The organism is Sphingomonas sp. (assembly GCF_048595155.1).
Taxonomy (GTDB): domain Bacteria; phylum Pseudomonadota; class Alphaproteobacteria; order Sphingomonadales; family Sphingomonadaceae; genus Sphingomonas_I.
The window spans coordinates 1-24971 of the sequence record NZ_JBMDXN010000124.1 but is presented as its reverse complement, the minus strand read 5'-3'; the positions used below and the strand labels follow the sequence as shown (position 1 = coordinate 24971).

Genomic DNA, 24971 nt, shown 5'->3' with positions numbered 1-24971 from the left:
AAGCCGCTAGGGTGTCACGGAAGTTTTGCGAAGCTTCGACTTAGCGTCCCAAGCAGCCCCGCGCCGATCGAAACCCACCGAAGCGGGCAAGCATGCCCGCAGCGGATCCAGCTGCGAACGGGCGGGTATGTACATGGTTTGTTCTACTTTGTCAAGAATGGTCTCAGCGCGTGGGGAGGCCGAGCACCCGCATCACCGATTCGATCTGGGTTGGAGTAAGGCCTGCGTCGAGCGCGTCGGCGATGACCTGCGCATCGCGCTGTCCGCGCTGACGTAACGCGATTACCAGGCTGCGCAGCGCTTCGAGCCGGGCATTGGCCAGCCTGCTGCTGGGCGCGATCCCGAAGATCGCCCTGAGCAGGCGTGCGAAACGGCCCGTTGGCGCGCGATGCGCGATCCGATCGCGTCGGCCGATGGCAATGGCGGATTGCTCCAGCGCATCAAAGGGAGAGATCATCGCCTTATCCGCCAAAGCTGTAGGTGAGACCAAGTCCGAGCGAGCCCTGATTGCGCGAGCCACGCTGGCGCACCAATGGGGATCTTCCCGCATCGCCTGACAGGCGATCATAGCCGGCGAGCAGGGCAGCGCTGAGGCTGGGGGCAAATGGCAGAAGGATCGTGCCGCCCGTACCGTAAGAGAGAAGGCCGCCCGTCGCACGATAGCGGGGCAGGCCCGACTGTACGGATTGTCGCGCGTCAACCCCGAAGTAGGACCGATTGTAGCGATCGTCGACGAAGGTGGCGCGCGGACCGAACGAGACAATGAGGGGCCGACCGCCGACGGCGATCGCGGAAATTGGGGCGGCATAGCGCGCGCCGAGCTGGGCAATGAGGCCGTCATGGCCGCCCAGCCCCTTGCGTACCTCTACTTTTGCGGAGACACGGCCTGACTGATATTGGGCGTACCCGCCTGCCTCAGCCGTGCCGGGAACATCGCCCAGCCCACGCAAGGCTTCCGTCCGGCCTCCGGCGATCAGCAACACGGTCTTTCCGCTCTCCCGTCGCTTCTGTTCATATCTGAGGATCGGGCCGGCACGGAAATGGCTGCTCTTGATCAGGTCGGCGCCAACGCCGTCGATCAGCGAGACGAAGTAGCGATCTTGATAGCGTATTTCGATATTGGGTCCGGCCCGAAGCTGATAGTGGCTCGAGCCGAGAAACGCCGGTGCGTAGAGCGCGCCTCCGCCGAGCCGCAACTGCCAGTCACCCTTGGGCCGGTCCCCAGCCGGCGCATTCGCGAGACGTGCGGGATCGGGATCGGACGGGATCGGGCCTTGCGCGTCCGCCTCCGTTGCGGACAGGGAAAGGGCAAATAGTAGGGCACGTCGCCGCGTGATAAAGGCGTGCATGAGCGATCCTTTAGATAGGGTATAAAAGTCGAAGGGTCGGCGGGCGGCGACCCTCCCGTTTATCAACGCCCGGCCGATCCGGAGCGGGGAAGCCAGAGTGGCCGAAGCGAGATCGTGATCAGGAAGACGATCCCCGCGGCGACCAGCCCTACCAGGTCGGACCCCGTTTTATGCGCCACCAGCCGCGCCAACAGAGCCAGTGGTAGTGTCGCCAGCGTGGCCAGCAGCACGCGCCGCAACGCGCCCAGAATGCGTGGCATCAGTCCACTCCGAGACCGGCGCCTGCCAGCTCCATGGCCCAGGCGCCGATGTGGATCGTGTGAGGTCTTAACACTAGGCATTTTTATCCTCGGCGCTGCGTCACGCCGCCAACCGCAGAGCCAGCGGCAAGCGACAAGCGAACACGGATACGATTCGTAGATCGATTGATCGCTCTATTATAACGCGGCGTCAACTCAAATCGATTGATCACTCTATTTTAGCTAAGTCGGTCAGCCGAGCTGGGACGGGCGGGGGACGGCGGCGCCGCAGTTCGACCATTGCTGGAGCGAGCATACTATTTTATGCAACGAGGATGCGCACCGTAAATGCCGAGAGACATGCCGAGAAACGTGCCGAGATCCTGGAAGCGGCCGGTCGATGCTTCCTACGCAACGGTTTTCACCGCGCGTCCATCTCCGCAATTTGCGCTGAGGCCGGCATCAGCCCAGGCCACCTATACCATTATTTCGACAGTAAGGAGGCGATCATCACCGCGCTGGTGGAAGACCGGCTGGACAATGCGGCCCGGCGCTATCAGCTGCTGATCAACGTGGACGATATCGTGCCAACGCTGTTGGCGGAGTTGGAGCGCTATCTACGCGAGGAACATTCGTCCGGTTTCACGCTGAAGAAGATGATGTTGAGCGACATCCTGGGCGAGGCAAGCCGCAATCCCGCGATCGCCGCCCTGTTCACGTCCTTCTGCAACAAGCGCTATCGCTATGCCGCAGACTTGCTGCGCAAGGGCCAGGCGAGCGGACAGATCGACCCGTCGCTCGATCCGGATGCCACCGCCGAACTGCTGATCAGCACAGCCGATGCCGCCGAGACATGGTCGATCCGCAACCCCGACCATGAATTTGACAAGAATTTCGCTGTCTTTCGAACGATGCTTGAGCGGCTGCTGACCCCGCCCGCTCGCCACGCCGCAGGCTAAGCCGCCACCGCCTGCCACTGGCCGGGCGCGAGGCCCGAGATCGACCAATCACCGATCGACCAGCGTACCAGCCGCAAGGTCGGGTAGCCGACCGCGGCGGTCATGCGGCGGACCTGGCGGTTGCGGCCTTCCGTGATGGCGAGCCTGATCCAGCAATCGGGAATGGCCTTGCGGACGCGGATGGGCGGATCGCGCGGCCAAAGATCGGGATCCGGGATGCGTTCGGCCAGCGCCGGCCGGGTCATGCCATCCTTGAGCGACACGCCTTTTCGGAGGCGATCCAGCGCTTGCTCGTCCGGCTCTCCCTCGACCTGCACGAGATAGGTTTTGGGAAGCTTGAACTTGGGATCGGCGATGCGCGCCTGCAGCCGACCATCGTCGGTCAGCAGCAGCAGGCCTTCGCTGTCGAAATCCAGCCGGCCTGCCGGGTAGACCCCCGGCACATCGATAAAGGTGGACAAGGTCGGACGCGGCGAGCCGGCCGTGCCGCGATCGGTGAATTGCGACAGCACGCCATAGGGTTTGTTAAACAGGATCAGGCGCGCCATCCCCCCCTGCCCTAACGATAGTTGAAGCTGATGCTGATCCGATCTTCCCTCGCCTCGCTCGGCATCACCTCATGCCGCAGCCAGCTTTCCCACAGGAAGACGGAGCCGGGCGCGGGATCGGCATAGACGAAGGCCTGCAGATCGGCGGGCCCTTCGGGCAGACGCCGCGGCGCGGCCATCATCATGGCGAGACGGGGATCCTCCAGCTTAAGCGCACCGGAGCCGGGCGGCACCGCGACATAAAGCGTGCCGGAGACGACGCTGTGCGGATGGATATGGCCGGAATGGACGCCGCTGCGCTTCATGACGTTGACCCACAGGCTGTCGAGCTTCAGCGGGCGGGCCAGATCGAAGGCGCAATCGACCGCGAAGGCGGCGACATGGCGGTTCAGCTTCTTGACCAGATCGGCGAAAACCGGATCGCGCTGCGGCAGATCGTCCAGCGAGGCGTAGGAGGTATAGCCGCGATAGCCGTGCGCCTTGGACCAGCCGCGGCCGGCGCGGTCATCTTCCGCCAGCGTCCGGCAGCTGTGATCGAGCTCCTCCAGCAGGCGATCGTCGCCGAGTTCGCCTTCATAAAAGCGGGTCGCAAACAGGCTGCGCGTCGTCATGCCGTGCCCTCCCCAGCCGGGATCCGCCAGGGCGGGAAACGGCGATTGTCGCCGGCATGATAGAGGCAGATCGCATTGCCGTCCGGATCTGCCAGCCGCGCCTCGCGCCACAGCCAGGGCTGATCTGCGGGTGGCGAGACGGCTGTTATACCGCGCGCGGCCATGGCGGCGACGGCGGCATCAACATCGTCGACCTCGAAATAGACAATCGTAGTCGTTCCCACTGCCGCCTCGGCATGGATCGACAGGGTTTCGCCGGTCGGCGTTTCGAACCGGGCATAGCGCGGCGGCGCATCGACGATCTGCGTCAGACCGAGCGCGCGATAGAAAGCGACTGCCGCCGCATAATCGGTAACACCGACGGTGACCTGATTGAGCTTCATGCCGGCCTGCTTCGCCGGGTTCGCGATCCGCATCAAGGGGCATGATCGGCCGGACGTCCGCCGGGCATAGGCGTGCGGGTCATGCTCGGCTAGGCTGGGGTCATGCATATGTCCCATGATCCGCTCGCTCCGGCCGAGGCGCCGATCGGCTTCGACGATTTCCTGAAGGTGGATATCCGGGTGGGCACGATCGTGGCGGCGGAGCCGTTCCCGGAGGCGCGCAAGCCCGCGCTGAAGCTGGTGATCGACTTTGGGGCGACGATCGGCACGAAGCGATCGAGCGCGCAGGTGACCGAACATTATGCCACCGACACGCTGATCGGCCGGCAGGTGGCGGCGGTGGTGAACTTCCCGCCGCGCCAGATCGGCAAATTCCTGTCCGAAGTGCTGACGCTGGGTTTTCCCGATGCGGACGGTGCGGTGGTGCTGTTCGCGCCGGACCAGCAGGTGCCGGACGGCGGGCGACTATTCTGATCATCTCGGCATGCGCTTCGCACGTCTGCGAAAGGGCGGCACAAGGAAGATCGGGCGACAGAAAGGCCGTGCCATGGGTGTACGACGTTCGGGGCTTCGAGGCATCAGCCGGCGCGGCCTGATCTTGTTGCTGGTCGCGCTGGGGCTGGCGCTTGCCGCTTATGTCGCGTCGCTTTCCAACAGCCGTGCGACGGTTCGGTTCACGCCGCTGGAAAAGAATGCGGGCGACCTGCTCGCCGCGCTGATCATGGATTCGAACTTGCCTATCGAGAAAGCCGGGAAAGTGGAGCGGCTGGACGCCGACGGCACCCAGCCGGATACGGCCATGCAACGCCTCGTCATTCCCGCAACGGCAGAGGCGGTGCGTACCGGCTTTCGCAAAGGATGCCGGCGCGCGGGCCTGGGCGCGCCCAGCGCGCTGACCTTGGGATCGCAACCTGATGCGATTTGCGAGGGCGCATGGCGCGGTGGTACGGCTACGGTCACCGTCGGCCTGAATTGCGCGCAATCATGCGAGGCGGACGTCGCGGTCTACCATCTGTGGTTTTGACAGGCCGGCCGGGTTTGACTGTGCCGATGGTACGGCAACGAGGATGACGCGTATCGTGAGCAAAAACCGTCCGGAACAACCAATGACGGTTGCTGGTAAAGCCTATCTGTCGGCTGTTGCCCTTGGGCTCGCGGCCGCCGCGCCCGCCCCTGCTCAAGCGCCGGCTGCGCCGAAGGTGCAGGTGCCTTTGGCAGGGCAACCGCGCAATGCGGACGAGCAGCTTGCCCTGCAGGCCGGCAATCTGCTCGACCTGATCGCGCGGCCTGATACACATTATGCGACATTCACCTTATTGGCGCCGAATGCGCGGCTGTGGATTGTCGGGCAAGGGAAGAGCCGCATGGTCGAGGGGCCTGCCGTGCAGGAAGCCTTGACGGCGATATTCCGGCAGCCGGACGACGATCATTGGTTGGTCCATGACGCCGCGAAGGTTCAACGCGACGGCAGCTTTGGTCGCTTCACCATCGTTGCCAAGGGGCGGGAACGGGGCCGATCGTTCGGCGGCTGCATCGTCTTGTACGGCGATGCGATCCTTCAGGGAACGCAATGGTCGGTCGTCAACCTGACCCTCACGCGAAGACGCTCCGGATGTGATAGTGGATAAGGGCGCTGGCTGACGCGCGGAGCCCTGAGCCGGAGCGCAGACTGAAGCCTCCCGATGGATGCTGAAACGAGTTCAGCATGACGGTAGCGGCACGAAGTAAGCGATGTATCAGCAAGAATGACGCTCAGGCGAGGCGCAGGGCGATCTCGTTCATGAAGCGGGCGTCGTTGCCGTCGGCGAGCAAGGGCGCTTCGGCGGCGACGGCGCCAAGCATGTCGGTCAGATCGTCGAGTTCAGCCTTGGCGTAGCTGCCGAGAACATAGCCGGTGACGCGATCCTTGTGGCCGGGATGGCCGATGCCGAGGCGGACGCGTCGATAGTCCTGGCCAAGATGGGCATCGATCGAGCGGAGGCCATTATGGCCGGCCGCGCCGCCGCCGGTCTTCACCTTGACGCGAAAAGGTTCCAGATCGAGTTCGTCGTGAAAGGCCGTGAGCGCGGACAGTTCGAGCTTGTAGAAGCGCATGGCTTCGCCAACCGAGCGGCCGCTGTCGTTCATGTAGGTGGCGGGTTTGAGCAGCAGGACGCGCTGGGTGCCGATCCGGCCGGCGGAGATCCAGCCCTGGAACCCCTTTTTCCACGGGTCGAAGCCATGGACTTCGGCGATGGCATCCACCGCCATGAACCCGACATTGTGGCGGTGGAGCGCATATTCCGCGCCCGGATTGCCGAGGCCGACCCAGAGTTGCATCGCGCTGTCTTAGACGATCCGGCACGAGCGAAGCCGAGGCACACCCAATGGTGGCCGGACTTCGCTCGCTCCGAACAGGATGATTAAGCCTCGGGGGTTTCCTCGGCGGCTTCGGCTTCGTCGCCTTCGCTCGACTTGAGCGCCGACGGCGCAACGATCGTGGCGATGGTGAAATCGCGGTCGTCGATCGCGGACGTCGTGCCGGACGGCAGCGTCACGGCCGAGATGTGGATCGAGTCGCCGACTTCGAGGCCCTCGAGCGAGATTTCGATCTGCTCAGGGATTTCGGCTGCGTCGCAGACCAGTTCCAGCTCGTGGCGGACGACGTTGAGCACGCCACCGCGCTTGATGCCGGGCGCCAGTTCCTCATTGGTGAACACGACCGGCACGGCGACGTGGACGGTGGTGTGTTCGCCGATGCGCAGGAAATCGACGTGGAGCGGACGGTCAGTGACCGGGTGAAACTGGACGTCCTTGGGCAGGGTGCGCACGGCTTCACCGACGCCGTCGATCATCACGACGGTGTTCATGAAGTGGCCCGTGGACATCGCCTTGATCAGCGCCTTCTCTTCGAGATGGATCGCGAGCGGTTCCTGCTTGTTGCCGTACACTACGGCGGGGACGCGGCCTTCGCGACGCATGGCACGGGAGGCTCCCTTGCCTGCCCGTTCGCGCGTCTCGGCCGACAGGGTGAGCGTGTCGCTCATATCATGTCTCCAGTTTCGCTAGTTGATGGGCCCGCCGCCTCCAGGGATGTCCGGCGGGAAGCGGCGGCCTGTAGCGGAAGAGCGGTGGAGGCGCAACCTGCGTGCGTCGGTCACGACACGCAGGCAATGGCCTTAAGACTGCCTTACGGGGCTTCCTCTGAATGAGGGGGGTGCGCCTCTCTATGGATGTTGAAACAAGTTCAGCGTGACGAGTGGGCCTTAAGCATCACGAGGGGGATTTATTGGACGCGGACGACCCTCAGTCCCTTGGCCGCCAGCATCTTCTGCACTGAATCCGGGCCAACGAGATGACCGGCGCCGACCGCGACGAAGATGGTTCCGGGCTGATCGAGGCGCTTGGCGAGGATGTCGGCCCAATTCTTGTCGCGCTGGCGGATCAGCAGATCACGCAATTCGGGGGTGAATTCCGGATCCTCGGCAAAGGCCCGCTCGAGCGCGGCCGGATCGCCGCGCGCCCAGGCCGCGACCAATTTGTCGAAATCGGACCGCGCCTTCTTGGGATCTTCCAGCGTGGCGACGAGGAAGGCGCGCTGGGCCTTTTCGGGCAGGCGATCGAAGAAGCCGAGCTGCTGCTGCGCGGTCTCCAGCCCTTCGATAGGCTTGTGCTGTGCCTTGAACAATTCGGTAAGTTGCGGCTCGACCCCCGCGTCGCTCTTGCTCAAACCAGCCTGCTGCAGCGCGACCGCGGTCAGGAAGAACGCCGCCGTCCAGGTCTTGAGGCGATCGAGCGAGGCGGGTGGATAGCCGCTGTCGGTAACCAGCTTGGCCAAAGCGGCGCGCTTGTCGGCGGGAACGCGTTCGGCCAGCGGCGGCATATTATCGGCCCGGCCCATCGCCTGAACGAGCGCCGGCACATTCTGTGAATCCATGTCGGCGATCTCGAGCGTCAGCGACTGGGAACTGGCGATCGCCTCGCGGATGCGCGGGGTCAGCCATTGCGTGCCAGCCGGCAGGACGTGGACCGAACCGAGCAGCCAGATGGTCGTATCCGCATCGGCCAGCTTCCAAAGAGCGGGACGCGCGACCGGCGGAGCGGGCACCGGCGTAGCGGCGAGGAGCAGCAAAGGGGCGAACAGGCGGAGATAGCGCATCGCCCTCCCCTATCCCCCTGCCTTGACCCTTGTGCAAGGCTCCGCCAAACGCCCGGTCTCACCCGGACACGCCCTTTTTTTCCAGGAGTAACCCTTGGCCGACGCCAAGCCGCTCAGCTTTCAGCAGCTTATCCTGACGCTCCATGATTATTGGAGCCGGCAGGGCTGCGTCATCCTGCAGCCTTACGACATGGAGATGGGCGCGGGGACGTTCCACACCGCGACCACGCTGCGCGCGCTAGGCCCCGATCCGTGGAACGCGGCCTTCGTGCAGCCGTGCCGCCGGCCGACCGACGGCCGCTATGGCGAGAACCCGAACCGGCTGGGCGCTTATTATCAATATCAGGTGATCCTAAAGCCGAGCCCGCCCGATTTGCAGAATCTGTATCTCGGCAGCCTGGCCGCCATCGGCATTGATCCGCTGGCGCACGACATCCGCTTCGTCGAGGACGACTGGGAAAGCCCGACCTTGGGTGCGTGGGGCCTGGGCTGGGAAGTGTGGTGCGACGGGATGGAAGTGACCCAGTTCACCTATTTCCAGCAGATGGGCGGTTTCGACTGCAAGCCGGTGGCGGGCGAGCTGACCTATGGGCTGGAGCGGCTGGCCATGTATGTGCAGAACAAGGACAGCATCTTCGACCTTGCCTATAACGACCGCGGCGTCACCTATGGCGACGTCTTCCTCGAGAATGAGCGGCAGATGAGCGCCTATAATTTCGAGGCGGCCAATACCGACATGCTGTTCAAAAGCTTCACCTTCGCCGCCGACGAGGCGCGCGCGCTGATCGATCGCAAGCTGCCCATCCCGGCTTATGAGCAGGCGATCAAGGCAAGCCACATCTTCAACACGCTGCAGGCGCGCGGCGTGATCTCGGTCGCGGAACGCCAGGCGTATATCGGCCGCGTGCGCGAACTGGCCAAGGGCGCGTGCGAGGCGTGGATGACGCATAATGGGTGGGACGCGTAATGGCTTTGGCTTGCGTGTCCGCCGTCATCCCAGCGAAGGCTGGGATCCACGAAACGCCCCACGCGCCGCGTCGCCTGCGGCGGGGGACATGGACCCCATCCGTCGCTGGGGTGACGGGTGATTTCCGGGAGAGCGCCCGTGGCTGACTTCCTGCTTGAGCTCCTCTCCGAGGAAATTCCCGCGCGAATGCAGGAAAAGGCGTCGGCCGATCTGGCCCGTCTGTTCGAGGCGGAGATCGCCAAAGCCGGCCTGCGCGCCGACGCGGTCGAGACCTATGCGACGCCACGGCGGCTGGCGCTGATCGCGCGCGGTCTGCCCGCGGCAACCGAGGCGGTGTCCGAGGAGACCAAGGGACCGAAGGCGTCCGCGCCGCCGCAGGCGCTGGAGGGCTTCCTGCGCAAGACCGGGCTGACACGCGAGCAATTGACCGAGCGCGACGGCGTGCTGTTCGCGATCGTCGAGAAGCCCGGCCGCGCGACCGCCGAGGTGCTGGCCGAGGCCGTGCCGGCGATCGTCCGCGCTTTCCCGTGGCCCAAGTCGATGCGGTGGGGCGAGAGCTCGCTTTCGACCGCGAGCCTGCGCTGGGTGCGGCCGCTGCAGGGCATCGTCGCCTTGCTGGGCGAGGAGGTGGTGCCGTTCGAGATAGACGGGATTGCGAGCGGGGCGGCGACGCTGGGCCACCGTTTCCACCATCCCGGCATGATCACGATCGGATCGGCGCAGGATTATGCGGAGAAGTTGCGCGCCTGCCATGTCATCCTCGATCCGGCCGAACGGCGCGGCATCATCGAGGGCGGCGCGCGCGCAATCGCCCAGACGCGCGGGCTGCATGTCGTGCCCGACGCTGGACTGGTGGCGGAAAATGCCGGGCTGACCGAATGGCCGGTGCCGTTGCTCGGCGATTTCGATCCGAGTTTCCTGGAGGTCCCGCGCGAGGTGATCCAGCTCACCATGCGCACCAACCAGAAATATTTCGCGTGCGTGGATGCAGACGGCAAGCTCGCCCCGAACTTCATCTGCACCGCCAATATCGTGGCGGCGGATGGCGGCGCGGCCATCGTCGCGGGCAATCGCAAGGTGCTGGCGGCGCGGCTGTCGGACGCCAAATTCTTCTGGGAGCAGGACCTGAAGGTGCCCCTTGCGGAGCAGGCCAAGAAGCTCGACCAGATCGTCTTCCACGAGAAATTGGGGACGGTCGCGGACAAGGTCGATCGCGTCGCCAAGCTGGCACGGTGGCTGGTCGAGCAGGGCATCACCGGCGCGGCGGACCCGGCTTTGGCGGATATGGCCGAGCAGGCGGCACGGCTGGCCAAGGCGGATCTCGTCACCGGCATGGTCGGGGAATTCCCCGAATTGCAGGGCGTGATGGGCGGCTATTATGCGCGTGCCGAAGGTCTGCCGCATGAAGTCGCCGACGCAATCCGCGACCATTACAAGCCGGTCGGGCAAAGCGACGACGTGCCAACCGCGCCGGTAACGGTGGCGGTCAGCCTGGCAGACAAGCTCGACAGCCTTCAGCAATTCTTCGCGATCGGTGAGACCCCGACCGGATCGAAGGATCCCTTTGCGCTGCGGCGATCGGCACTGGGTGTCATCCGTTTGCTGACCGGCAACGGGCTGCGCTTCGCCATTCCCGGTGCGTTGCTCGACTTCTTCGCCGACCGGCTCAAGGTGCAGCAGCGCGAGGCGGGCATACGGCATGATTTGATCGATGCGGTGTTCGCCTTGGGGGGCGAGGACGATCTCGTTCGCCTGCTGGCGAGGGTAAAGGCGTTGCAGGCGTTCGTGTCGACCGAGGACGGGGTCAACCTCATTGCGGGGTATAAGCGGGCAGCGAATATCCTGAAGAAGGAAGGCTGGGATGCGGCTCTCTCTCCCCAGCGGGGAGACGGCTTTGGCTATGCGCCTGAGCCGGCCGAATCTGCGCTGCTGGCGGCGCTCGATATCGCTGAAACCGCAGCCGATGCCGCCGTCGCCGAAGAAAATTTCGAAGGCGCGATGGCGGCATTGGCGGGCTTGCGGGCGCCGATCGATGCCTTCTTCGATAGCGTTACCGTCAACGATGTCGATCCTGCCAAGCGCACCGCCCGGCTCGGGCTACTGGCACGGATCCGACACGCGGTGCATCGGGTCGCCGATTTCTCGCGCATCGAGGGGTAGCGCTAACGCTGCAGATGCGAAGCAGATCGGACGATTCGGGCCGTCCCGGCCCCGGCTTGATTGCGTATATTGCCACGCCTAGCGCTTGTGCGGGGCAAGCGGCAAAAGAGCAGGAGTCGTTGGCGAGATGGCGAGCGTGGCAGTGAACCTCCAGACCGAACGCTATGTCTATCGCTTCGGCGGCGGCGTCTCCGACGGTGGCAATGGCGACAAGAATTTGCTCGGCGGCAAGGGCGCCAATCTCGATGGAATGGCGGGCATCGGCCTGCCCGTCCCGCCCGGCTTCACCATCTCGACCGCGATGTGCACGCGTTATTATGACGAGGGCGGCGCCTTCCCCGATAGCCTGCGGGATGAGGTCGCCTCCGGGTTGCGCCATATCGAACAGGTGACCGGCAAGCGATTCGGTGACGCGGCCGATCCGCTGCTGGTCTCGGTCCGCTCCGGTGCGCGCACGTCGATGCCAGGCATGATGGATACGGTTTTGAACCTGGGCCTGAACGACCAGACGGTCGCCGGGCTGGCGGCGGTATCCGGCGACGCCCGCTTCGCGTGGGACAGCTATCGCCGTTTCATCCAGATGTATGCCGATGTCGTGCTGGAACTGGACCATGGCGCGTTCGAGGATGCGCTGGAAATCGCCAAGGAAGATCGCGGCGTCAGCCTGGATACGGACCTGACGGCGGACGATCTGCGCGAGCTCGTCACCACCTATAAGGGTCTGGTCGAGGAGCAGTGGCACAAGCCCTTTCCGCAGGACGTGCACGATCAATTATGGGGCGCGATCGGCGCGGTATTCGGATCGTGGCAGTCGGATCGCGCCAAGGTCTACCGCCGCCTGCACGACATTCCCGGGAGCTGGGGTACGGCAGTCAATGTCCAGGCGATGGTATTCGGGAATATGGGCGACACGTCCGCAACCGGCGTGGCCTTCACGCGCGACCCATCGACCGGCGAGCGCGCTTATTATGGCGAATTCCTCATCAACGCGCAGGGCGAGGATGTCGTGGCCGGCATCCGCACCCCGCAATATCTGACCAAGGCGGCACGCGAGCGCGCGGGCGCGAAGGCGGCGTCGATGGAGGAGGCGCTGCCCGAAACCTATGCAGAGCTGGCGCGCGTGTTCGACCTGCTCGAAACGCATTATCGCGACATGCAGGCCATCGACTTCACGGTGCAGCAGGGCAAGCTGTGGATGCTCCAGACGCGCGCCGGCAAGCGCACCGCCAAGGCGGCGCTCAAGATCGCGGTCGACATGGCGAACGAAGGCCTGATCACGCAGGATGAGGCGGTCGGCCGCGTCGATCCTGCCGCGCTCGACCAGTTGCTGCACCCGACGCTGGACCCCAATGCACCGCGCGAGGTGATCGCCAAGGGCCTGCCCGCCTCCCCGGGCGCGGCATCCGGCCGGGTCGTGTTCGACGCCGACACCGCCGAGAAGCGCGCCGCGGCAGGCGATGCGGTGATCCTGGTTCGGGTCGAGACCAGTCCCGAAGACATTCACGGCATGCACGCCGCCAAGGGCATCCTGACCGCGCGCGGCGGCATGACCAGCCACGCGGCGGTGGTCGCCCGCGGCATGGGCCGTCCCTGCGTGTCCGGTGTCGGCAGCCTCACGATCGACGCCAAGGCGAAGCTGTTCCGGGTGAGCGGCAAAGAGGTGCGCGAGGGCGACATCGTCACGATCGACGGCGCCACGGGCGAAGTGATGCTGGGCGAAGTGGCCACCGTGCAGCCGGCGCTGGCGGGCGACTTCGGCGTGCTGATGGGTTGGGCCGACGACGTCCGGCGCCTCAAGGTACGCGCCAATGCCGAGACGCCGCTCGATTGCCGCACAGCCCGCCGGTTCGGCGCCGAGGGCATTGGCCTGTGCCGGACCGAGCATATGTTCTTCGATGCCAGCCGCATCTCGGCCGTGCGCCAGATGATCCTGGCGGAGGACGAGAAAGGCCGCCGCGCCGCGCTCGATAAATTATTGCCCGAGCAGCGCAGCGATTTCGCCGAGATCTTTGAGATCATGGCGGGACTTCCGGTCACGATCCGCCTGCTCGATCCGCCGCTGCACGAATTCCTGCCGCACGAGGAGGCCGAATATGCCGAGGTCGCGGAAGCCTCCGGCGTGTCGGTCGAGACATTGAAGCGGCGGGCGGCCGAGCTGCACGAATTCAATCCGATGCTGGGCCATCGCGGGTGCCGGCTGGGGATTACCTACCCCGAAATCTATGCGATGCAGGCGCGCGCAATCTTCGAGGCGGCGGTCGATATCGCGATCAAGACCGGCGAGGCGCCAATCCCCGAGGTGATGGTGCCTTTGGTCGCGACACGGCGCGAACTGGAGATCATCAAGGCGCTGGTCGATGCCGAGGCGAAAGCGGTCTTTGCCGAAAAGGGCAAGACGCTGGATTATCTGGTCGGCACGATGATCGAGCTGCCGCGGGCAGCATTACGCGCAGGCGAGATCGCCGAGGTCGGCGAATTCTTCTCCTTCGGCACGAACGATCTGACGCAGACGGCGCTGGGCGTGTCGCGGGACGACGCCGCGCGCTTCCTGGGTGCCTATGTCGAACAGGGCATTTACCCCAAGGACCCGTTCGTCAGCCTGGATACGGAGGGCGTCGGCGAACTGATCCAGATCGCGGCCGAGCGCGGTCGCGCGACCCGTACGAACATCAAGCTGGGCATTTGCGGCGAACATGGCGGCGACCCCGCCTCCATCGCCTTCTGCGAGGCGGCGGGGCTGAACTATGTCAGCGCGTCACCCAATCGCGTGCCGATCGCCCGGCTGGCGGCGGCGCAGGCGGCTATGCGTAAGTAACCTACTCTCCTCCCCGAGCTCGCTCGGGGAGGGGGACCATCGGGCAAGCGATGGTGGAGGGGCCAGGCCCGGCCGTCTCGCAAATCCCCTCCACCACGCCTACGGCGCGCCCCCCTTCCCGTTCCGGGGAGGAGACAGTTACGCAATGACTGCCGTCACCTCGGCGTTGGGCTGCTCAGCTTTAACGATCGGGTTTTTGGTCACGGGCCGTGGATCCCAGCTTTCGCTGGGATGACGGTGGTGAGGTTGGCGGCCGTTACTATAACCCCCGTCACCCCAGCGCAGGCTGGGGTCCAGGGCGCTATCCCGAGGGCCAGGCTGATGCGTAGTCCGCGGGTTCGCTTCAGCGGTAGATCGTGCGGTGGTCCTCGTCGCGACCGTCGGCGAGGAGGGCAGCCTGTTCGCGCCAGCGTTCCTGCTCGATATAGCCTTCGTCCGCGCCAAGCTTACGTTCCAGCGCGGCTTCCTCCTCCGTCGTCATGCCGGTGATGTCGGAATACCGATAGATGCCCTGATCGTTCAGCCGCCGCTGGCCGGCGGCGCCGACGCCGCGAATGCGGGACAGATCGTCGCGGGTGAGATCGAGCTTGCTGGTCGTTTCGAGCGGTGCGGCCGCGACGGGCGCGGCCACCGGCGCAACCGCTGCAGGTGCGACGACCGCGGGCCGGGCATTTTCGAGTTCCACGATCCGGGCATGAGCAGTTTCGAGCGCGCGCTGCTCATCAATGCGGGCATCCCGCTCCGCCTCATAAGCGCGCTTCCACTTCTTGCCGCCGGATCGCGATATCAGGCCGAGCAGCCAGCCCAGCACCAGAACCAGGAAAAGGATAGCCCATTGGTTGGTCGTGAATTCGGGCATCTAAGCTTCCCCTCGCGAGTTTGCGGCAGGATTGCGCGAGCCTGCGCCCGCGGTCAACGGCTTGCGTTGCTTCTTGCACATCTTGTCGCCAGTCTACCCGCCAGCCGGCCCGTCCAGCACGATGAACGGATCGGCGCAGGATTACATGGACAGAGCCTGACGATACGTTAGACGCCGCGGCTCGTATCGTAACCGGGGTTGAGCCCGCCATGACATCCTTCCAGGCGGATATCGCCATCATCGGCGCCGGCATTGCCGGGGCGAGCCTGGCCGCCATAATCGGCGATCGTGCACGCTGCGTGTTGATCGAGGCCGAGTCGCAGCCGGGATATCATTCGACCGGACGGTCGGCAGCCTTCTGGTCCGAAAGCTATGGCGGGCCGCTGGTGCAGCCGCTGACCACCGCATCCGGCCCCTGGATGGCGGAACGCGGCTTCCTGCATCGGCGCGGCTGCATCCATATCGCGACCGCGGAGGGCCGCCCTGCCCTGACCGCGCTGGCGGAAGAGCTGGAAACGGGTGGCGTGGAGCACGCGCTGCTGGATCGTGCCGCGCTGGAACAGGCCATTCCCCGACTGAGCGCCGCATTCGTGGCTGGCCTGAGCGAGCCGACCTGCCAGGACATCGACGTCGGCGGTTTACACGGCCATTTCCTGGGCGAGGCACGGCGCGCGGGCGCGCAGGTCCTTACCGATGCCGCGGTCGACGGGATCACGCGCAAAGGTGACCTTTGGGAGATCCGCACGCGTGCGGGAACGGTGCGGGCGCCGGTGCTGGTCAACGCTGCGGGCGCCTGGGCGAGCCACGTCGCCGCGCTGGCGGGCGCGTCGCCGATCAAGATCCAGCCCTATCGCCGCACGATGGCGCAACTGATCACCGATCCAGCCATGGGTGCGGACATGCCGCTGGTGATGGACGCGCTCGGCCGTTTCTATTTCCGGCCGGAGACGGGCGGCCGCTTATGGCTGTCGCCGCATGACGAGACGGCCGTCGAGGCGCATGACGTGGCGCCGGAAGAGCTGGATATCGCGATCGCGATCGACCAGTTCGAACATGTTGTCGATTGGCGGGTTATCCGGCGCGAGCGCGCCTGGGCCGGCCTGCGCAGCTTCGCGCCGGATCGACTGCCCGTTTATGGGTTCGATCCCACGGCACGCGGTTTCTTCTGGTTTGCGGGCCAGGGCGGCTTCGGGATCCAGACCGCGCCCGCGGCGGCGATGGTGGGCGCGGCGCTGCTGCTGGAAGCACCGTTGCCGGAAGAGGTGCGAGCGATCGACGTCGGACTCTATGCGCCGGAACGGTTTTCAGTCTGACCACGCCTCAAGACGATTGGGCCAGCCGCCAGCAGGCTGAAAGGCCTTACCCGCCGCTTCAGTGCGTGGGATAGCGGAGCCGGCCGAGGAAGCGGGCGACGTTGAAGTGGCGATCCGGATCCGGCTTGAGCTGCGCCTTGAACTTTTCGAACTTCATCACATCGTCGATACGCCGATCGAGGAAGGCGCGCGTATCGGCCTGCTCCTCACTCTCATCGTCGAGGAAGGCGAGCACGGTTGCGCCATAGACGGCGCTGAGCGTCAGCCGCTTGGTATAATGGGCAAAGCCGGTCGCGGTATCGCCGGCAAGTCGCCACATCACGTCGGCGGCACGCCAGCCGAGCCGGGTGCCGAGCAGCACATTCTGCGGCAAAGCGAGAACCGCCAGGGCACGCCGAAGCGCTTCCCGATGCGGTTCGACGAGCGTGATGCGCGTCCACACCAGCGCGGTTATGCGGTCGCGAATGCGCATCGCGGCCAGCGTCTCCGGAGGCAAGGCAGCCGCCATCTGCCGATCTACGTCGGCAAACCAGGCGTCGATCATCTGGCCAGCGCCATCGGCAAAGGCGAGCCGCGCGCGTTCGGGCGGAACGCCCAAGGCAAGCGCGGCCGCGTCCAGCGCCGCATCCGTCCAGCCTTCGAACGCCGCCTCTTCCGGCAGCCGCGCCGCCAGAGCGGCACGCAGTTCGTCGAGCGTCATGTCGAGCACGTCAGCCATGATTATGCACTTAGGCTGATCTGCGCGGCGGGCAAAGGGCGCTCTGCACCACGCACCAACAATACCGCCGCGGCAATGGCTAGCCCGCCGACATAATCGAAGACGGTCAACCGTTCGCTATAAGCGAGCCAGCCGATGGTGGCGGCGACGATCGGTTGAAGGAGCAGCATCAATCCCACCACCAGCGCCGACACGCGGCTGACCGCATAGAGGATAAGGCCCTGACCCACGAGTTGGCTGCCGAGCGTCATCAGGATCAGCGGCCACCACACATGCGGCCAAATCGGATCGCGGGCAAGCAGGGCCACGACCAGCAGGATCGGAATGCCCGCCGCAACCGACCAGGTCAGCGTCGTGATCGGGCCGAGTGCCGAGCGGGCGCGATCGGCAAAGACGAGGTAGCCGGTGTAGCAGACGCCCGCGACCAGACAGAAGAGGTCCCCCAGTAGATTGCGGGCGGACAATTCGTAGGAGCGTCCGAGCAGCAGCCCCGCCCCGCACAGCGCCAGGAAGAGGGCGAGGCCCTGTTTCCGGCTGGGCAGACTGCGCGCGACGATGAAGCCGTAGATCGGAAACAGGATGGCGGTGACGTTGCCGAGCAAGGTGGCGTTGGACAGGCGCGTGTGCAGGATGCCGAGATGCCAGGCCGCGAGATCGGCGGCGAAGAACAGGCCGGACATCACGGCCGCAAACAGGAGCGTGCGCATATTGGCCGGCCGGGTGTTGCGTTCGCGGCGCATGGCGATCAGCAGCACGGGCAAGGCCAGCGTAAGACGCCAGAAGCCGGAACCGATCGGTCCAACCTGCCCTTCGACCCGGGCGATGCGCACCAGCCAAGGGCCGATCGCGAGCGCAATGTTGGCGATGATGAGGGCCGGCACCGCCAGACCCACCGAATCCCGAGGAGCAGATGGCCGCATCGCTGTCCTGTAGCGCAGTTGGAAGATGCGTCGAGCCTGTCGCAGCGGAGCGGCGACATAAAAAAAGGGCCGGCGAACCGGCCCTTGAGTCTTAGGAGAGGATGCCTGAAAGGCAGGATCAATCTGCGCCTGATGGTGCAATGCCGCAATAGTTTTTTTGCAGCGCAAGGTGCAAAGATTGGCAGCTAGGTTGCGCGTTTTGCATCTTCAAAATTGCCCAAACCGCGATCCGTGCGACACAAACTGTCCCAAAACCGGAAATAGAGGCCGTAATTGCAGCGATATTCGCGGTGGTGGCGCTGATGATGCGTCGCCGTGATCAGCCAGCGGCCGGCCGGACCGTCCACGATGAAACGGGGAAACAGCTCCCATCCCATATGATTGGTGACGCCCATCATCGTCATGATCGCCAGCACCAGCCCCAGCATGCCGACGTGGATCGGGATTAGGAACACGAGCGCGGGAATAACGACCGCGCCACTCAACGCCTCCCACGGGTGGAAGCTCATCGCCGCCCAGGCGGTGGGCGGGCGGCTGGCATGATGGACTGCATGCATCTTCCGGAACGCCCACGGCCAATGCATCGCGCGGTGCGTCCAGTAGAAATAGGTATCGTGCAGCGCGAGGTAGGCGAGAACGGAGAGCGGCATCCACCAGAGCGGATAGGCGCGCGGATCGGTGTAGATCCGCGTCCAGCCATGCGCCTGCCACCCCCAGGCGACGAGACCGGCGGGGATGCCGTAGATGGCGGCGGAGAGCAGCGACCAGCCGATTTCCCGCCAGATCTGCGCGTGCTGCCCGGCATAGAGGCCAGGCCGTTTCAGCCGCGTCGCAAAGGCGAAGCCCGCGCTGGTGGCAAGATAACGCAGCGCGACGATCGCGGTCATGGCCGCAGCGGCCAGCAGGACGGAAACAAACATGACACCGCTATAGGCGCAGCAGGATCGCGTGGGTAGAGAAGCGGCGCAATGGCGCAAATCCCCACAACAGACCTGCTGATAGCAGGCGGCGGTCTTACCGGCGGCCTGATCGCTTTGGCACTGGCGGCACGCCGCCCGGACGTCCGCGTCACGATCATCGAAGCCAGTCAACGACTGGGCGGCAACCACATATGGTCGTTCTTCGACAGCGATGTGGCGGAGGCCGAACGAACGCTGGTGGCGCCGTTGATCTGCCACCGCTGGGACGGAAATGACGTGCGCTTCCCGGCGCATCGGCGAACGCTGGCCGGCACCTACAACTCGATCGAGTCCGAGCGGCTGGATTCGGTCGTGCGGGCCGCCTTGCCGGCGGGAGCGATTATCTGCGGGACGATCGCCACGATCGATCCGGATGGCGCCACATTGAGCGACGGACGCCGTATCACTGCGGCAGGCGTGATCGACGCGCGCGGCACCGCTGACTTTTCGGCACTGGATCTGGGATGGCAGAAGTTCGTCGGCCAGCTGCTGCAGCTCACCAGCCCGCACGGTTTGACGCGCCCGGTGATCATGGATGCGACGGTCGACCAGGCGGAAGGCTATCGCTTCGTCTATCTGCTGCCGTTCGGGCCGGACACGGTGTTCGTCGAGGATACTTATTATACCGAGACGGCGACGCTGGACGTACCGGCAATCGAAGGCCGGATCCGCGCCTATGCCGCGGCGCAGGGGTGGACGATCGCGGCGGTCGAGCGCCAGGAGGTGGCGGCACTGCCGATCGCGATGGGCGGCCGTTTCGTCAAACTTTGGCCGCTGCGCGATCGGGTCGCGCGCGCGGGCATGCGGGCCGGCCTATTTCAACCGATGACCGGCTATTCGCTGCCTGATGCGGTCCGCACAGCCGCCCTCGTTGCGGCTTTGCCCGATCTTTCGTCGCCGGCGCTGGCGAGTGCATTGCGGAGCCACGCGCGCGCGACGTGGGACGATCGCGGCTTTTATCGCCTGCTGGCGCGGATGCTGTTCCGCGCCGCCGATCCGCCGGAACGCTACCGCTTGCTGGAGCGCTTCTACCGACTGGGCGAAGCGCTGATCGGCCGCTTCTATGCCGGACGCTCGACCCGGATCGACAAGGCGCGGATATTGATCGGCAAACCGCCTGTCCCCTTGCGCCGGGCGTTCGGTGCGCTCAGGGAGGAACGGTGATAGACAAAACGCGCAAGACGGCGGCGGTGATCGGCGCCGGCTTCGGCGGCCTCGCGCTCGCCATACGCCTGCAATCGGCAGGCATCGCCACCACGCTGATCGAGGCGCGCGATAAGCCGGGCGGCCGGGCGTATGTGTGGCAGCGCGACGGCTTCACCTTCGATGCCGGCCCGACGGTCATCACCGATCCCGCCTGTCTGGAAGAATTATGGGCGCTGACCGGCCATCGCCTGGCTGACGACGTGACCTTGCTGCCCGTCAGCCCCTTCTACCGACTCAATTGGCCGGATGGCGTCAGCTTCGATTATTCGAACGATGAGCCGTCGCTGCGCGCCGAGATCGCCAAGCTCAATCCCAAGGACGTGGCCGGCTATGCCAAGTTCCTGGATTATGCCGCCGGCGTCTATCGCGAGGGTTATGAGAAGCTGGGCGCTGTCGCGTTCCTGGACTTCAAGAGCATGATCAACGCGGCGCCCGCCCTGGCAAAATATCAGGCGTGGCGTTCCGTCTACTCGATCGTGTCCTCCTATGTCGAAGACGAGCATCTGCGCGAAGCCTTGAGCTTTCACACCTTGCTGGTGGGCGGCAACCCGATGTCGACCAGTGCCATTTATGCTCTGATCCACAAGCTGGAGAAGACGGGCGGCGTCTGGTTCGCCAAGGGCGGCACCAATGCGCTGGTGCGTGGCATGGTGACGCATTTCGAGCGGCTTGGCGGCGTGGTGCGGATGGCGGATCCGGTCGCTGAGATCGAGTCGATCGGCGACCGCGTGACGGCGGTGCGCACGCAGAGCGGCTGGCGCGAGACGTTCGACATGATCGCGTCCAACGCCGACATCATGCACAGCTATCGCGATCTGCTGGGCAGCAGCGCGCGCGGACGCAAGGTGGGCAAGGCGCTCCAGCGCAAGCGCTTCTCCCCGTCCCTGTTCGTGATCCACTTCGGCGTGAAAGGCACGTGGCCGGGCATTCCCCACCATATGATCCTGTTCGGGCCGCGCTACCGCGGGCTGCTGACGGACATCTACAAGCATGGCGTGCTGCCGGCGGATTTCTCGCTGTATTTGCACCATCCGACCGTGACCGATCCCAGCCTGGCGCCGGAGGGTTGTTCCAGCTTCTACGCGCTGGCGCCGGTGCCGCATCTGGGCAAGGCGCCGCTCGACTGGGAGGCGATCAAGGAGGAATATTCCCAGCGTATCCTGGCGGAGATCGAGAAGCGGCTGATGCCGGGCCTGCGCGAGCGGATCGTCACGCAATTCTGCTACACACCGCTCGACTTCCAGCATGATCTGCAGGCGCATATGGGATCGGCCTTCAGCCTGGAGCCGTTGCTGACCCAATCCGCCTGGTTCCGGATGCACAATCGCGATGATGAACTGCACAATTTGTATTTTGTCGGCGCCGGTACCCATCCGGGCGCGGGTATTCCCGGCGTGGTCGGATCGGCCAAGGCGACGGCGGCTTTGATGTTGGAGACATTGTGAAGCGACTGGCGGTGTATTGCGGCTCCGCGAGCCCGACCGACACACGGTATATCGAGGCGACCCGCGCGGTGGGTGCGGCGCTGGCACGGCGCGGGATCGGCGTTGTCTATGGTGGGGGCCGGCTCGGCCTGATGGGCGCGATCGCCGACGGCGCGTTGGAAGCCGGCGGCGAGGTGATCGGGGTCATCCCGACTGCGCTGGTCAATCTGGAGGTTGCGCATCGCGGGCTGACCGAACTGCACGTCGTTGATACGATGCACCAGCGCAAGCAGGCCTTCACCGATCTGGCCGACGGTTTCCTGACCTTGCCCGGCGGCACCGGCACGATGGACGAATTGTGGGAAGCCTTAAGCTGGGCGCAGCTGGGGTATCACGGCAAGCCGGTCGGACTGCTGAATGTGGCCGGCTATTATGACGGGATCGTCGCCTTCTGGCGGATGATGCAGGATGTCGGTTTCCTGCGCCCCCAGCATCGCGACCTGCTGATCACCAGCGATTCGCTCGACACGCTGCTGGCGGAGATGGCGGCGCATCGGCCGGCAACGCCGATTACGAGCATGCGCGCGGAGCAGCTTTGACGCCGGATCGCGCGCAGTTGGTGGAGCATGCGCGGCAATCGATCGCGCATGGCTCCAAATCCTTCGCGATGGCATCGAAATTGTTCGATCCTGCCACGCGCGACCGTGCCTGGCTGCTTTATGCGTGGTGTCGCGGCTGCGACGACCTCGCCGACGGGCAGGAGATGGGGCACGGCATGCAGATCGTGGCGGATCCGGCCGCGCGGCTTGCCACCATCCGCGCACGCACCGCGCTGGCCTTGGCGGGGCAGCCGAGCGGTGATCCTGCCTTCGACGGCTTCGGACTGGTCGCGCGGGAATGCGGCATTCCGGCGGCAGTCGCCGAAGACCTGATCGAGGGCTTTGCGTTGGATGCGGCGGGATGGCGACCGCAGACCGAGCAGGACCTGTACCAATATTGTTATCACGTCGCCGGCACGGTCGGTGTGATGATGGCGATCGTGATGGGCGTTTCCCCCGATGACGAGGCGACGCTGGACCGGGCGTGCGACCTGGGCCTGGCCTTTCAGCTGGCCAATATCGCGCGCGACGTGCGCGAGGATCATGACGCGGGACGGCGCTACCTGCCGCTCGACTGGCTGAAAGAATTGAAGATCCCCGAGTCGGAGCTGTTCGCCCCACCCTATCGCAAGCGGCTGGCATCGCTGGGCGCGCGGCTGGCGGAGCGATCGGCCGCCTATGAAGCGAGCGCACGCGTCGGTGCGGCCGCGTTGCCATTCCGATCCGCCTGGGCGGTGCTGGCGGCCGCGGGCATCTATGGTGACATTGCGCGCGAAGTGTCCCGGCGCGGGACGACAGCGTGGGACACCCGCGTCGCCACCAGCAAGACCGCCAAGCTGGGCTGGGTGGTAAAATCCTGGTGGCAGGCGCGCCGGCCGAAGAAGGGCCTGCCCCGCCCGCCGGGCCTTTGGACGCGCCCGCGGCGCTAGGGACTTTCTCTGCCTAGCGTGGCGCGCGGACGCCGGCCTTGTTGCGCTTCGCCAGTTCCGCCTTCAGCTTTTCAGGCTTGGGCGCGATGAGGAAGCCGAAGCTGACCGTGCCATGCTTGGTTTCGACGACATGGTGGAGGCGATGCGCCTGGACGATACGCTTCATGTAGCGCGATCGCGCGACGAAGCGGCCGGGCAGGCGCTGATGCACGATCCAGTCATGGAAGCCGAAATAGATGGCGCCGTAGGCGGCGATGCCGGCACCGATCCAGGCACAGCCGGGCCACCAGCCGAGCTGGACGCCGCCCAACAGAAGGATGAAGGACGGCACGGCGAAAATGGCGGCGTAGAGGTCGTTCAATTCCCAATTGCCCAGCCGCGGACGGTGATGGCTTTCATGCAGGAACCAGCCGGGACCATGCATGATCCAACGGTGCGCCGCATAGGCAAAACCCTCCATCAGTGCGACGGTGAGCAGGAACAGACCAAGGCCGGAGAATGTAGACACCGTCCTTCTATAGGCGCGACCGCGCCGTTCATCCATCCGTCAGACGATTGGGCGTTTAGCGCGCCCGTTCCGGAGATTATCATGAAGCGCGCCATCTTCCTCCTTCCCTTGCTTGCCCTGGCCGGCTGCGCCGCGTCGCCCGAGCAGCGCGTGAACGCCGCGCTGCAGGAAGCGGGACTGCCGGCGAAGATCGCGCGGTGCATGGCGGGGCGGATGACCGAGCGGCTGTCGATCGAGCAGCTCAAGGAATTGAAGTCCGTCGCCAAATCCAATGAGCCGGGCGAGAAATTGAGCGTCAAGCGGGTCCTGCGCCGCATCGCCGAATTGGGCGACCCGGAGATCGTATCCGTCACCACCAAGGCGGCGATCACGTGCGAAATTGGGGGGTGAGGCTTTGCCTTGAGGCCGGGCCTGTGCTTTAGGCGCGGCACTTTCCCCGAGTCCGCACAGGAATCGCCTTTCCATGAACATCCACGAATATCAGGCCAAGGAACTGCTCGCGAAGTTCGGTGTCGCCGTACCCCTCGGCTTCGCTGCGATGAGCGTCGACCAGGCGGTCGAAGCCACCAACCGGCTGCCCGGGCCGCTCTACGTCGTCAAGGCGCAGATCCATGCCGGCGGACGCGGCAAGGGCAAGTTCAAGGAACTGGGCCCGGATGCCAAGGGCGGCGTGCGCCTCTCCAAGAGCGCCGATGAGGTCCGTGCCAATGCGGGCGAAATGCTGGGCAACACGCTGGTGACGATTCAGACCGGCGAGGCCGGCAAGCAGGTCAACCGCCTCTACATCACCGACGGCGCGGACATCGCGAAGGAATATTACCTGTCGATGCTGGTCGATCGCGCCAGCGGCCGCATTGCCATGGTCGTATCGACCGAAGGCGGCATGGATATCGAGACGGTGGCGCATGAGACGCCCGAGAAGATCCGCACGATCACGATCGATCCGGCCGAGGGCTTCCAGCCGCATCATGGCCGCGCGGTTGCCTTCGCGCTGAAGCTGACCGGCGACCTGAACAAGCAGGCTGTCAAGCTGGCCGGCCAGCTGTACAACGCCTTCGTCGGCACCGACATGTCGATGCTGGAAGTCAATCCGCTGGTGGAAACGACCGACGGCAAGCTGCTGGTGCTCGACGCCAAGGTCTCGTTCGATTCGAACAGCCTCTATCGCCACCCCGATATTCTCGAGCTGCGCGACGAGACTGAGGAAGATCCGGCCGAGGTCGAGGCTTCGAAGTACGATCTCGCCTACATCAAGCTGGACGGCAATATCGGCTGCATGGTCAACGGCGCCGGCCTTGCCATGGCGACGATGGACATCATCAAACTGAATGGCGCCTTCCCCGCCAACTTCCTCGACGTCGGCGGCG

The 24971-nt window shown here is 65.2% G+C and carries 28 protein-coding genes; 14 read left to right on the top strand and 14 right to left on the bottom strand.

Annotated features, from left to right (window positions below):
- Window positions 1-163: 163 nt before the first annotated feature.
- The 3 genes from ACOJSI_RS19600 to ACOJSI_RS19590 form a co-directional block, all read right to left on the bottom strand.
- Window positions 164-457 (bottom strand): hypothetical protein, encoded by a 294-nt coding sequence (locus tag ACOJSI_RS19600; RefSeq protein ID WP_420140003.1) that lies wholly within the window; start codon window positions 455-457, stop codon window positions 164-166.
- A gap of 4 nt (window positions 458-461) precedes the next feature.
- Window positions 462-1349, bottom strand: a complete 888-nt coding sequence (locus ACOJSI_RS19595) for a MipA/OmpV family protein (RefSeq protein ID WP_420140002.1) — start codon at window positions 1347-1349, stop codon at window positions 462-464.
- Window positions 1350-1411: 62 nt separating this feature from the next.
- On the bottom strand, window positions 1412-1609 hold the full coding sequence (locus ACOJSI_RS19590) for a hypothetical protein (protein ID WP_420140001.1): 198 nt from the start codon (window positions 1607-1609) through the stop codon (window positions 1412-1414).
- A gap of 314 nt (window positions 1610-1923) precedes the next feature.
- On the opposite strand from ACOJSI_RS19590, the gene ACOJSI_RS19585 reads away from it, so the two are divergent.
- Complete coding sequence (locus tag ACOJSI_RS19585) at window positions 1924-2547, top strand: TetR/AcrR family transcriptional regulator (protein WP_420140000.1); 624 nt, start codon at window positions 1924-1926, stop codon at window positions 2545-2547.
- Here ACOJSI_RS19585 and ACOJSI_RS19580 read toward each other — a convergent pair.
- The 3 genes from ACOJSI_RS19580 to ACOJSI_RS19570 are packed head-to-tail and all read right to left on the bottom strand — an operon-like array spanning window position 2544 to window position 4122.
- Window positions 2544-3095, bottom strand: coding sequence for a pseudouridine synthase (locus ACOJSI_RS19580; protein ID WP_420139999.1), 552 nt, complete (start codon window positions 3093-3095; stop codon window positions 2544-2546). The two genes, ACOJSI_RS19585 and ACOJSI_RS19580, sit on opposite strands and share 4 nt — an antisense overlap.
- Window positions 3096-3106: 11 nt before the next feature.
- On the bottom strand, window positions 3107-3706 hold the full coding sequence (locus ACOJSI_RS19575; RefSeq protein ID WP_420139998.1) for a TIGR02466 family protein: 600 nt from the start codon (window positions 3704-3706) through the stop codon (window positions 3107-3109).
- Entirely contained in the window at window positions 3703-4122 is a 420-nt protein-coding gene (locus tag ACOJSI_RS19570) for a VOC family protein (protein ID WP_420139997.1), read from the bottom strand. The genes ACOJSI_RS19575 and ACOJSI_RS19570 overlap by 4 nt, the downstream gene beginning before the upstream one ends.
- Window positions 4123-4191: 69 nt before the next feature.
- Between ACOJSI_RS19570 and ACOJSI_RS19565 the strand changes: the two genes are divergently transcribed.
- From ACOJSI_RS19565 to ACOJSI_RS19555, 3 genes are all read left to right on the top strand, one after another.
- Window positions 4192-4563: a tRNA-binding protein gene (locus tag ACOJSI_RS19565; protein WP_420139996.1), complete on the top strand. Its 372-nt coding sequence runs from the start codon at window positions 4192-4194 to the stop codon at window positions 4561-4563.
- A 73-nt stretch (window positions 4564-4636) separates the two neighbouring features.
- On the top strand, window positions 4637-5113 hold the full coding sequence (locus ACOJSI_RS19560) for a hypothetical protein (RefSeq protein WP_420139995.1): 477 nt from the start codon (window positions 4637-4639) through the stop codon (window positions 5111-5113).
- Window positions 5114-5168: 55 nt separating this feature from the next.
- Window positions 5169-5717 carry a hypothetical protein gene (locus ACOJSI_RS19555; protein WP_420139994.1) on the top strand — a complete coding sequence of 183 codons (549 nt, stop codon included), beginning with the start codon at window positions 5169-5171 and terminating at the stop codon, window positions 5715-5717.
- 124 nt (window positions 5718-5841) lie between these two features.
- Here ACOJSI_RS19555 and pth read toward each other — a convergent pair whose 3' ends face one another.
- From pth to ACOJSI_RS19540, 3 genes are all read right to left on the bottom strand, one after another.
- The gene (pth, locus tag ACOJSI_RS19550; RefSeq protein ID WP_420139993.1) at window positions 5842-6408 is read right to left on the bottom strand and encodes an aminoacyl-tRNA hydrolase; all 567 of its coding nucleotides are present in this window, start codon (window positions 6406-6408) and stop codon (window positions 5842-5844) included.
- 83 nt (window positions 6409-6491) lie between these two features.
- Window positions 6492-7115, bottom strand: coding sequence for a 50S ribosomal protein L25/general stress protein Ctc (locus tag ACOJSI_RS19545; protein WP_420139992.1), 624 nt, complete (start codon window positions 7113-7115; stop codon window positions 6492-6494).
- A gap of 239 nt (window positions 7116-7354) precedes the next feature.
- Complete coding sequence (locus tag ACOJSI_RS19540) at window positions 7355-8227, bottom strand: TraB/GumN family protein (protein WP_420139991.1); 873 nt, start codon at window positions 8225-8227, stop codon at window positions 7355-7357.
- Window positions 8228-8321: 94 nt separating this feature from the next.
- Here ACOJSI_RS19540 and ACOJSI_RS19535 point away from each other — a divergent pair, with 94 nt between their 5' ends.
- The 3 genes from ACOJSI_RS19535 to ppdK all read left to right on the top strand — a co-directional run bounded on the left by ACOJSI_RS19535 (window position 8322) and on the right by ppdK (window position 14169).
- The gene (locus ACOJSI_RS19535) at window positions 8322-9194 is read left to right on the top strand and encodes a glycine--tRNA ligase subunit alpha (RefSeq protein WP_420139990.1); all 873 of its coding nucleotides are present in this window, start codon (window positions 8322-8324) and stop codon (window positions 9192-9194) included.
- 138 nt (window positions 9195-9332) lie between these two features.
- Complete coding sequence (gene glyS / locus ACOJSI_RS19530; protein WP_420139989.1) at window positions 9333-11354, top strand: glycine--tRNA ligase subunit beta; 2022 nt, start codon at window positions 9333-9335, stop codon at window positions 11352-11354.
- 127 nt (window positions 11355-11481) lie between these two features.
- A complete protein-coding gene (gene ppdK, locus ACOJSI_RS19525; protein ID WP_420139988.1) occupies window positions 11482-14169 on the top strand; it encodes a pyruvate, phosphate dikinase in 2688 nt (895 codons plus the stop codon).
- 343 nt (window positions 14170-14512) lie between these two features.
- On the opposite strand, the gene ACOJSI_RS19520 is transcribed toward ppdK, so the two are convergent.
- Window positions 14513-15028 (bottom strand): hypothetical protein, encoded by a 516-nt coding sequence (locus tag ACOJSI_RS19520; protein WP_420139987.1) that lies wholly within the window; start codon window positions 15026-15028, stop codon window positions 14513-14515.
- A gap of 209 nt (window positions 15029-15237) precedes the next feature.
- On the opposite strand from ACOJSI_RS19520, the gene ACOJSI_RS19515 reads away from it, so the two are divergent.
- Window positions 15238-16341 (top strand): NAD(P)/FAD-dependent oxidoreductase, encoded by a 1104-nt coding sequence (locus ACOJSI_RS19515; RefSeq protein WP_420139986.1) that lies wholly within the window; start codon window positions 15238-15240, stop codon window positions 16339-16341.
- A 58-nt stretch (window positions 16342-16399) separates the two neighbouring features.
- On the opposite strand, the gene ACOJSI_RS19510 is transcribed toward ACOJSI_RS19515, so the two are convergent.
- The 3 genes from ACOJSI_RS19510 to ACOJSI_RS19500 form a co-directional block, all read right to left on the bottom strand.
- The gene (locus tag ACOJSI_RS19510) at window positions 16400-17059 is read right to left on the bottom strand and encodes a COQ9 family protein (protein WP_420139985.1); all 660 of its coding nucleotides are present in this window, start codon (window positions 17057-17059) and stop codon (window positions 16400-16402) included.
- Between the two features lie 2 nt (window positions 17060-17061).
- On the bottom strand, window positions 17062-17940 hold the full coding sequence (locus ACOJSI_RS19505; protein ID WP_420139984.1) for a DMT family transporter: 879 nt from the start codon (window positions 17938-17940) through the stop codon (window positions 17062-17064).
- A 224-nt stretch (window positions 17941-18164) separates the two neighbouring features.
- Window positions 18165-18899, bottom strand: coding sequence for a sterol desaturase family protein (locus tag ACOJSI_RS19500; protein ID WP_420139983.1), 735 nt, complete (start codon window positions 18897-18899; stop codon window positions 18165-18167).
- A gap of 48 nt (window positions 18900-18947) precedes the next feature.
- Between ACOJSI_RS19500 and crtY the strand changes: the two genes are divergently transcribed.
- From crtY to ACOJSI_RS19480, 4 genes are read left to right on the top strand one after another with little or no spacing between them, the layout of a single operon-like run.
- Entirely contained in the window at window positions 18948-20102 is a 1155-nt protein-coding gene (crtY, locus tag ACOJSI_RS19495) for a lycopene beta-cyclase CrtY (protein ID WP_420139982.1), read from the top strand.
- On the top strand, window positions 20099-21589 hold the full coding sequence (locus tag ACOJSI_RS19490; RefSeq protein ID WP_420139981.1) for a phytoene desaturase: 1491 nt from the start codon (window positions 20099-20101) through the stop codon (window positions 21587-21589). The genes crtY and ACOJSI_RS19490 overlap by 4 nt, the downstream gene beginning before the upstream one ends.
- Entirely contained in the window at window positions 21586-22167 is a 582-nt protein-coding gene (locus tag ACOJSI_RS19485) for a TIGR00730 family Rossman fold protein (RefSeq protein ID WP_420139980.1), read from the top strand. The genes ACOJSI_RS19490 and ACOJSI_RS19485 overlap by 4 nt, the downstream gene beginning before the upstream one ends.
- Window positions 22164-23096: a phytoene/squalene synthase family protein gene (locus ACOJSI_RS19480; RefSeq protein WP_420139979.1), complete on the top strand. Its 933-nt coding sequence runs from the start codon at window positions 22164-22166 to the stop codon at window positions 23094-23096. Before ACOJSI_RS19485 ends, ACOJSI_RS19480 begins: the two co-directional genes overlap by 4 nt.
- Before the next feature lie 13 nt (window positions 23097-23109).
- Here the strand turns inward: ACOJSI_RS19480 and ACOJSI_RS19475 are convergent, their stop codons facing one another.
- Window positions 23110-23640: a beta-carotene hydroxylase gene (locus ACOJSI_RS19475; protein ID WP_420139978.1), complete on the bottom strand. Its 531-nt coding sequence runs from the start codon at window positions 23638-23640 to the stop codon at window positions 23110-23112.
- 45 nt (window positions 23641-23685) lie between these two features.
- Here ACOJSI_RS19475 and ACOJSI_RS19470 point away from each other — a divergent pair, with 45 nt between their 5' ends.
- Complete coding sequence (locus ACOJSI_RS19470; RefSeq protein WP_420139977.1) at window positions 23686-23994, top strand: hypothetical protein; 309 nt, start codon at window positions 23686-23688, stop codon at window positions 23992-23994.
- A gap of 73 nt (window positions 23995-24067) precedes the next feature.
- A partial coding sequence (gene sucC, locus ACOJSI_RS19465) for an ADP-forming succinate--CoA ligase subunit beta (RefSeq protein WP_420139976.1) occupies window positions 24068-24971 on the top strand: 904 nt, incomplete at its 3' end.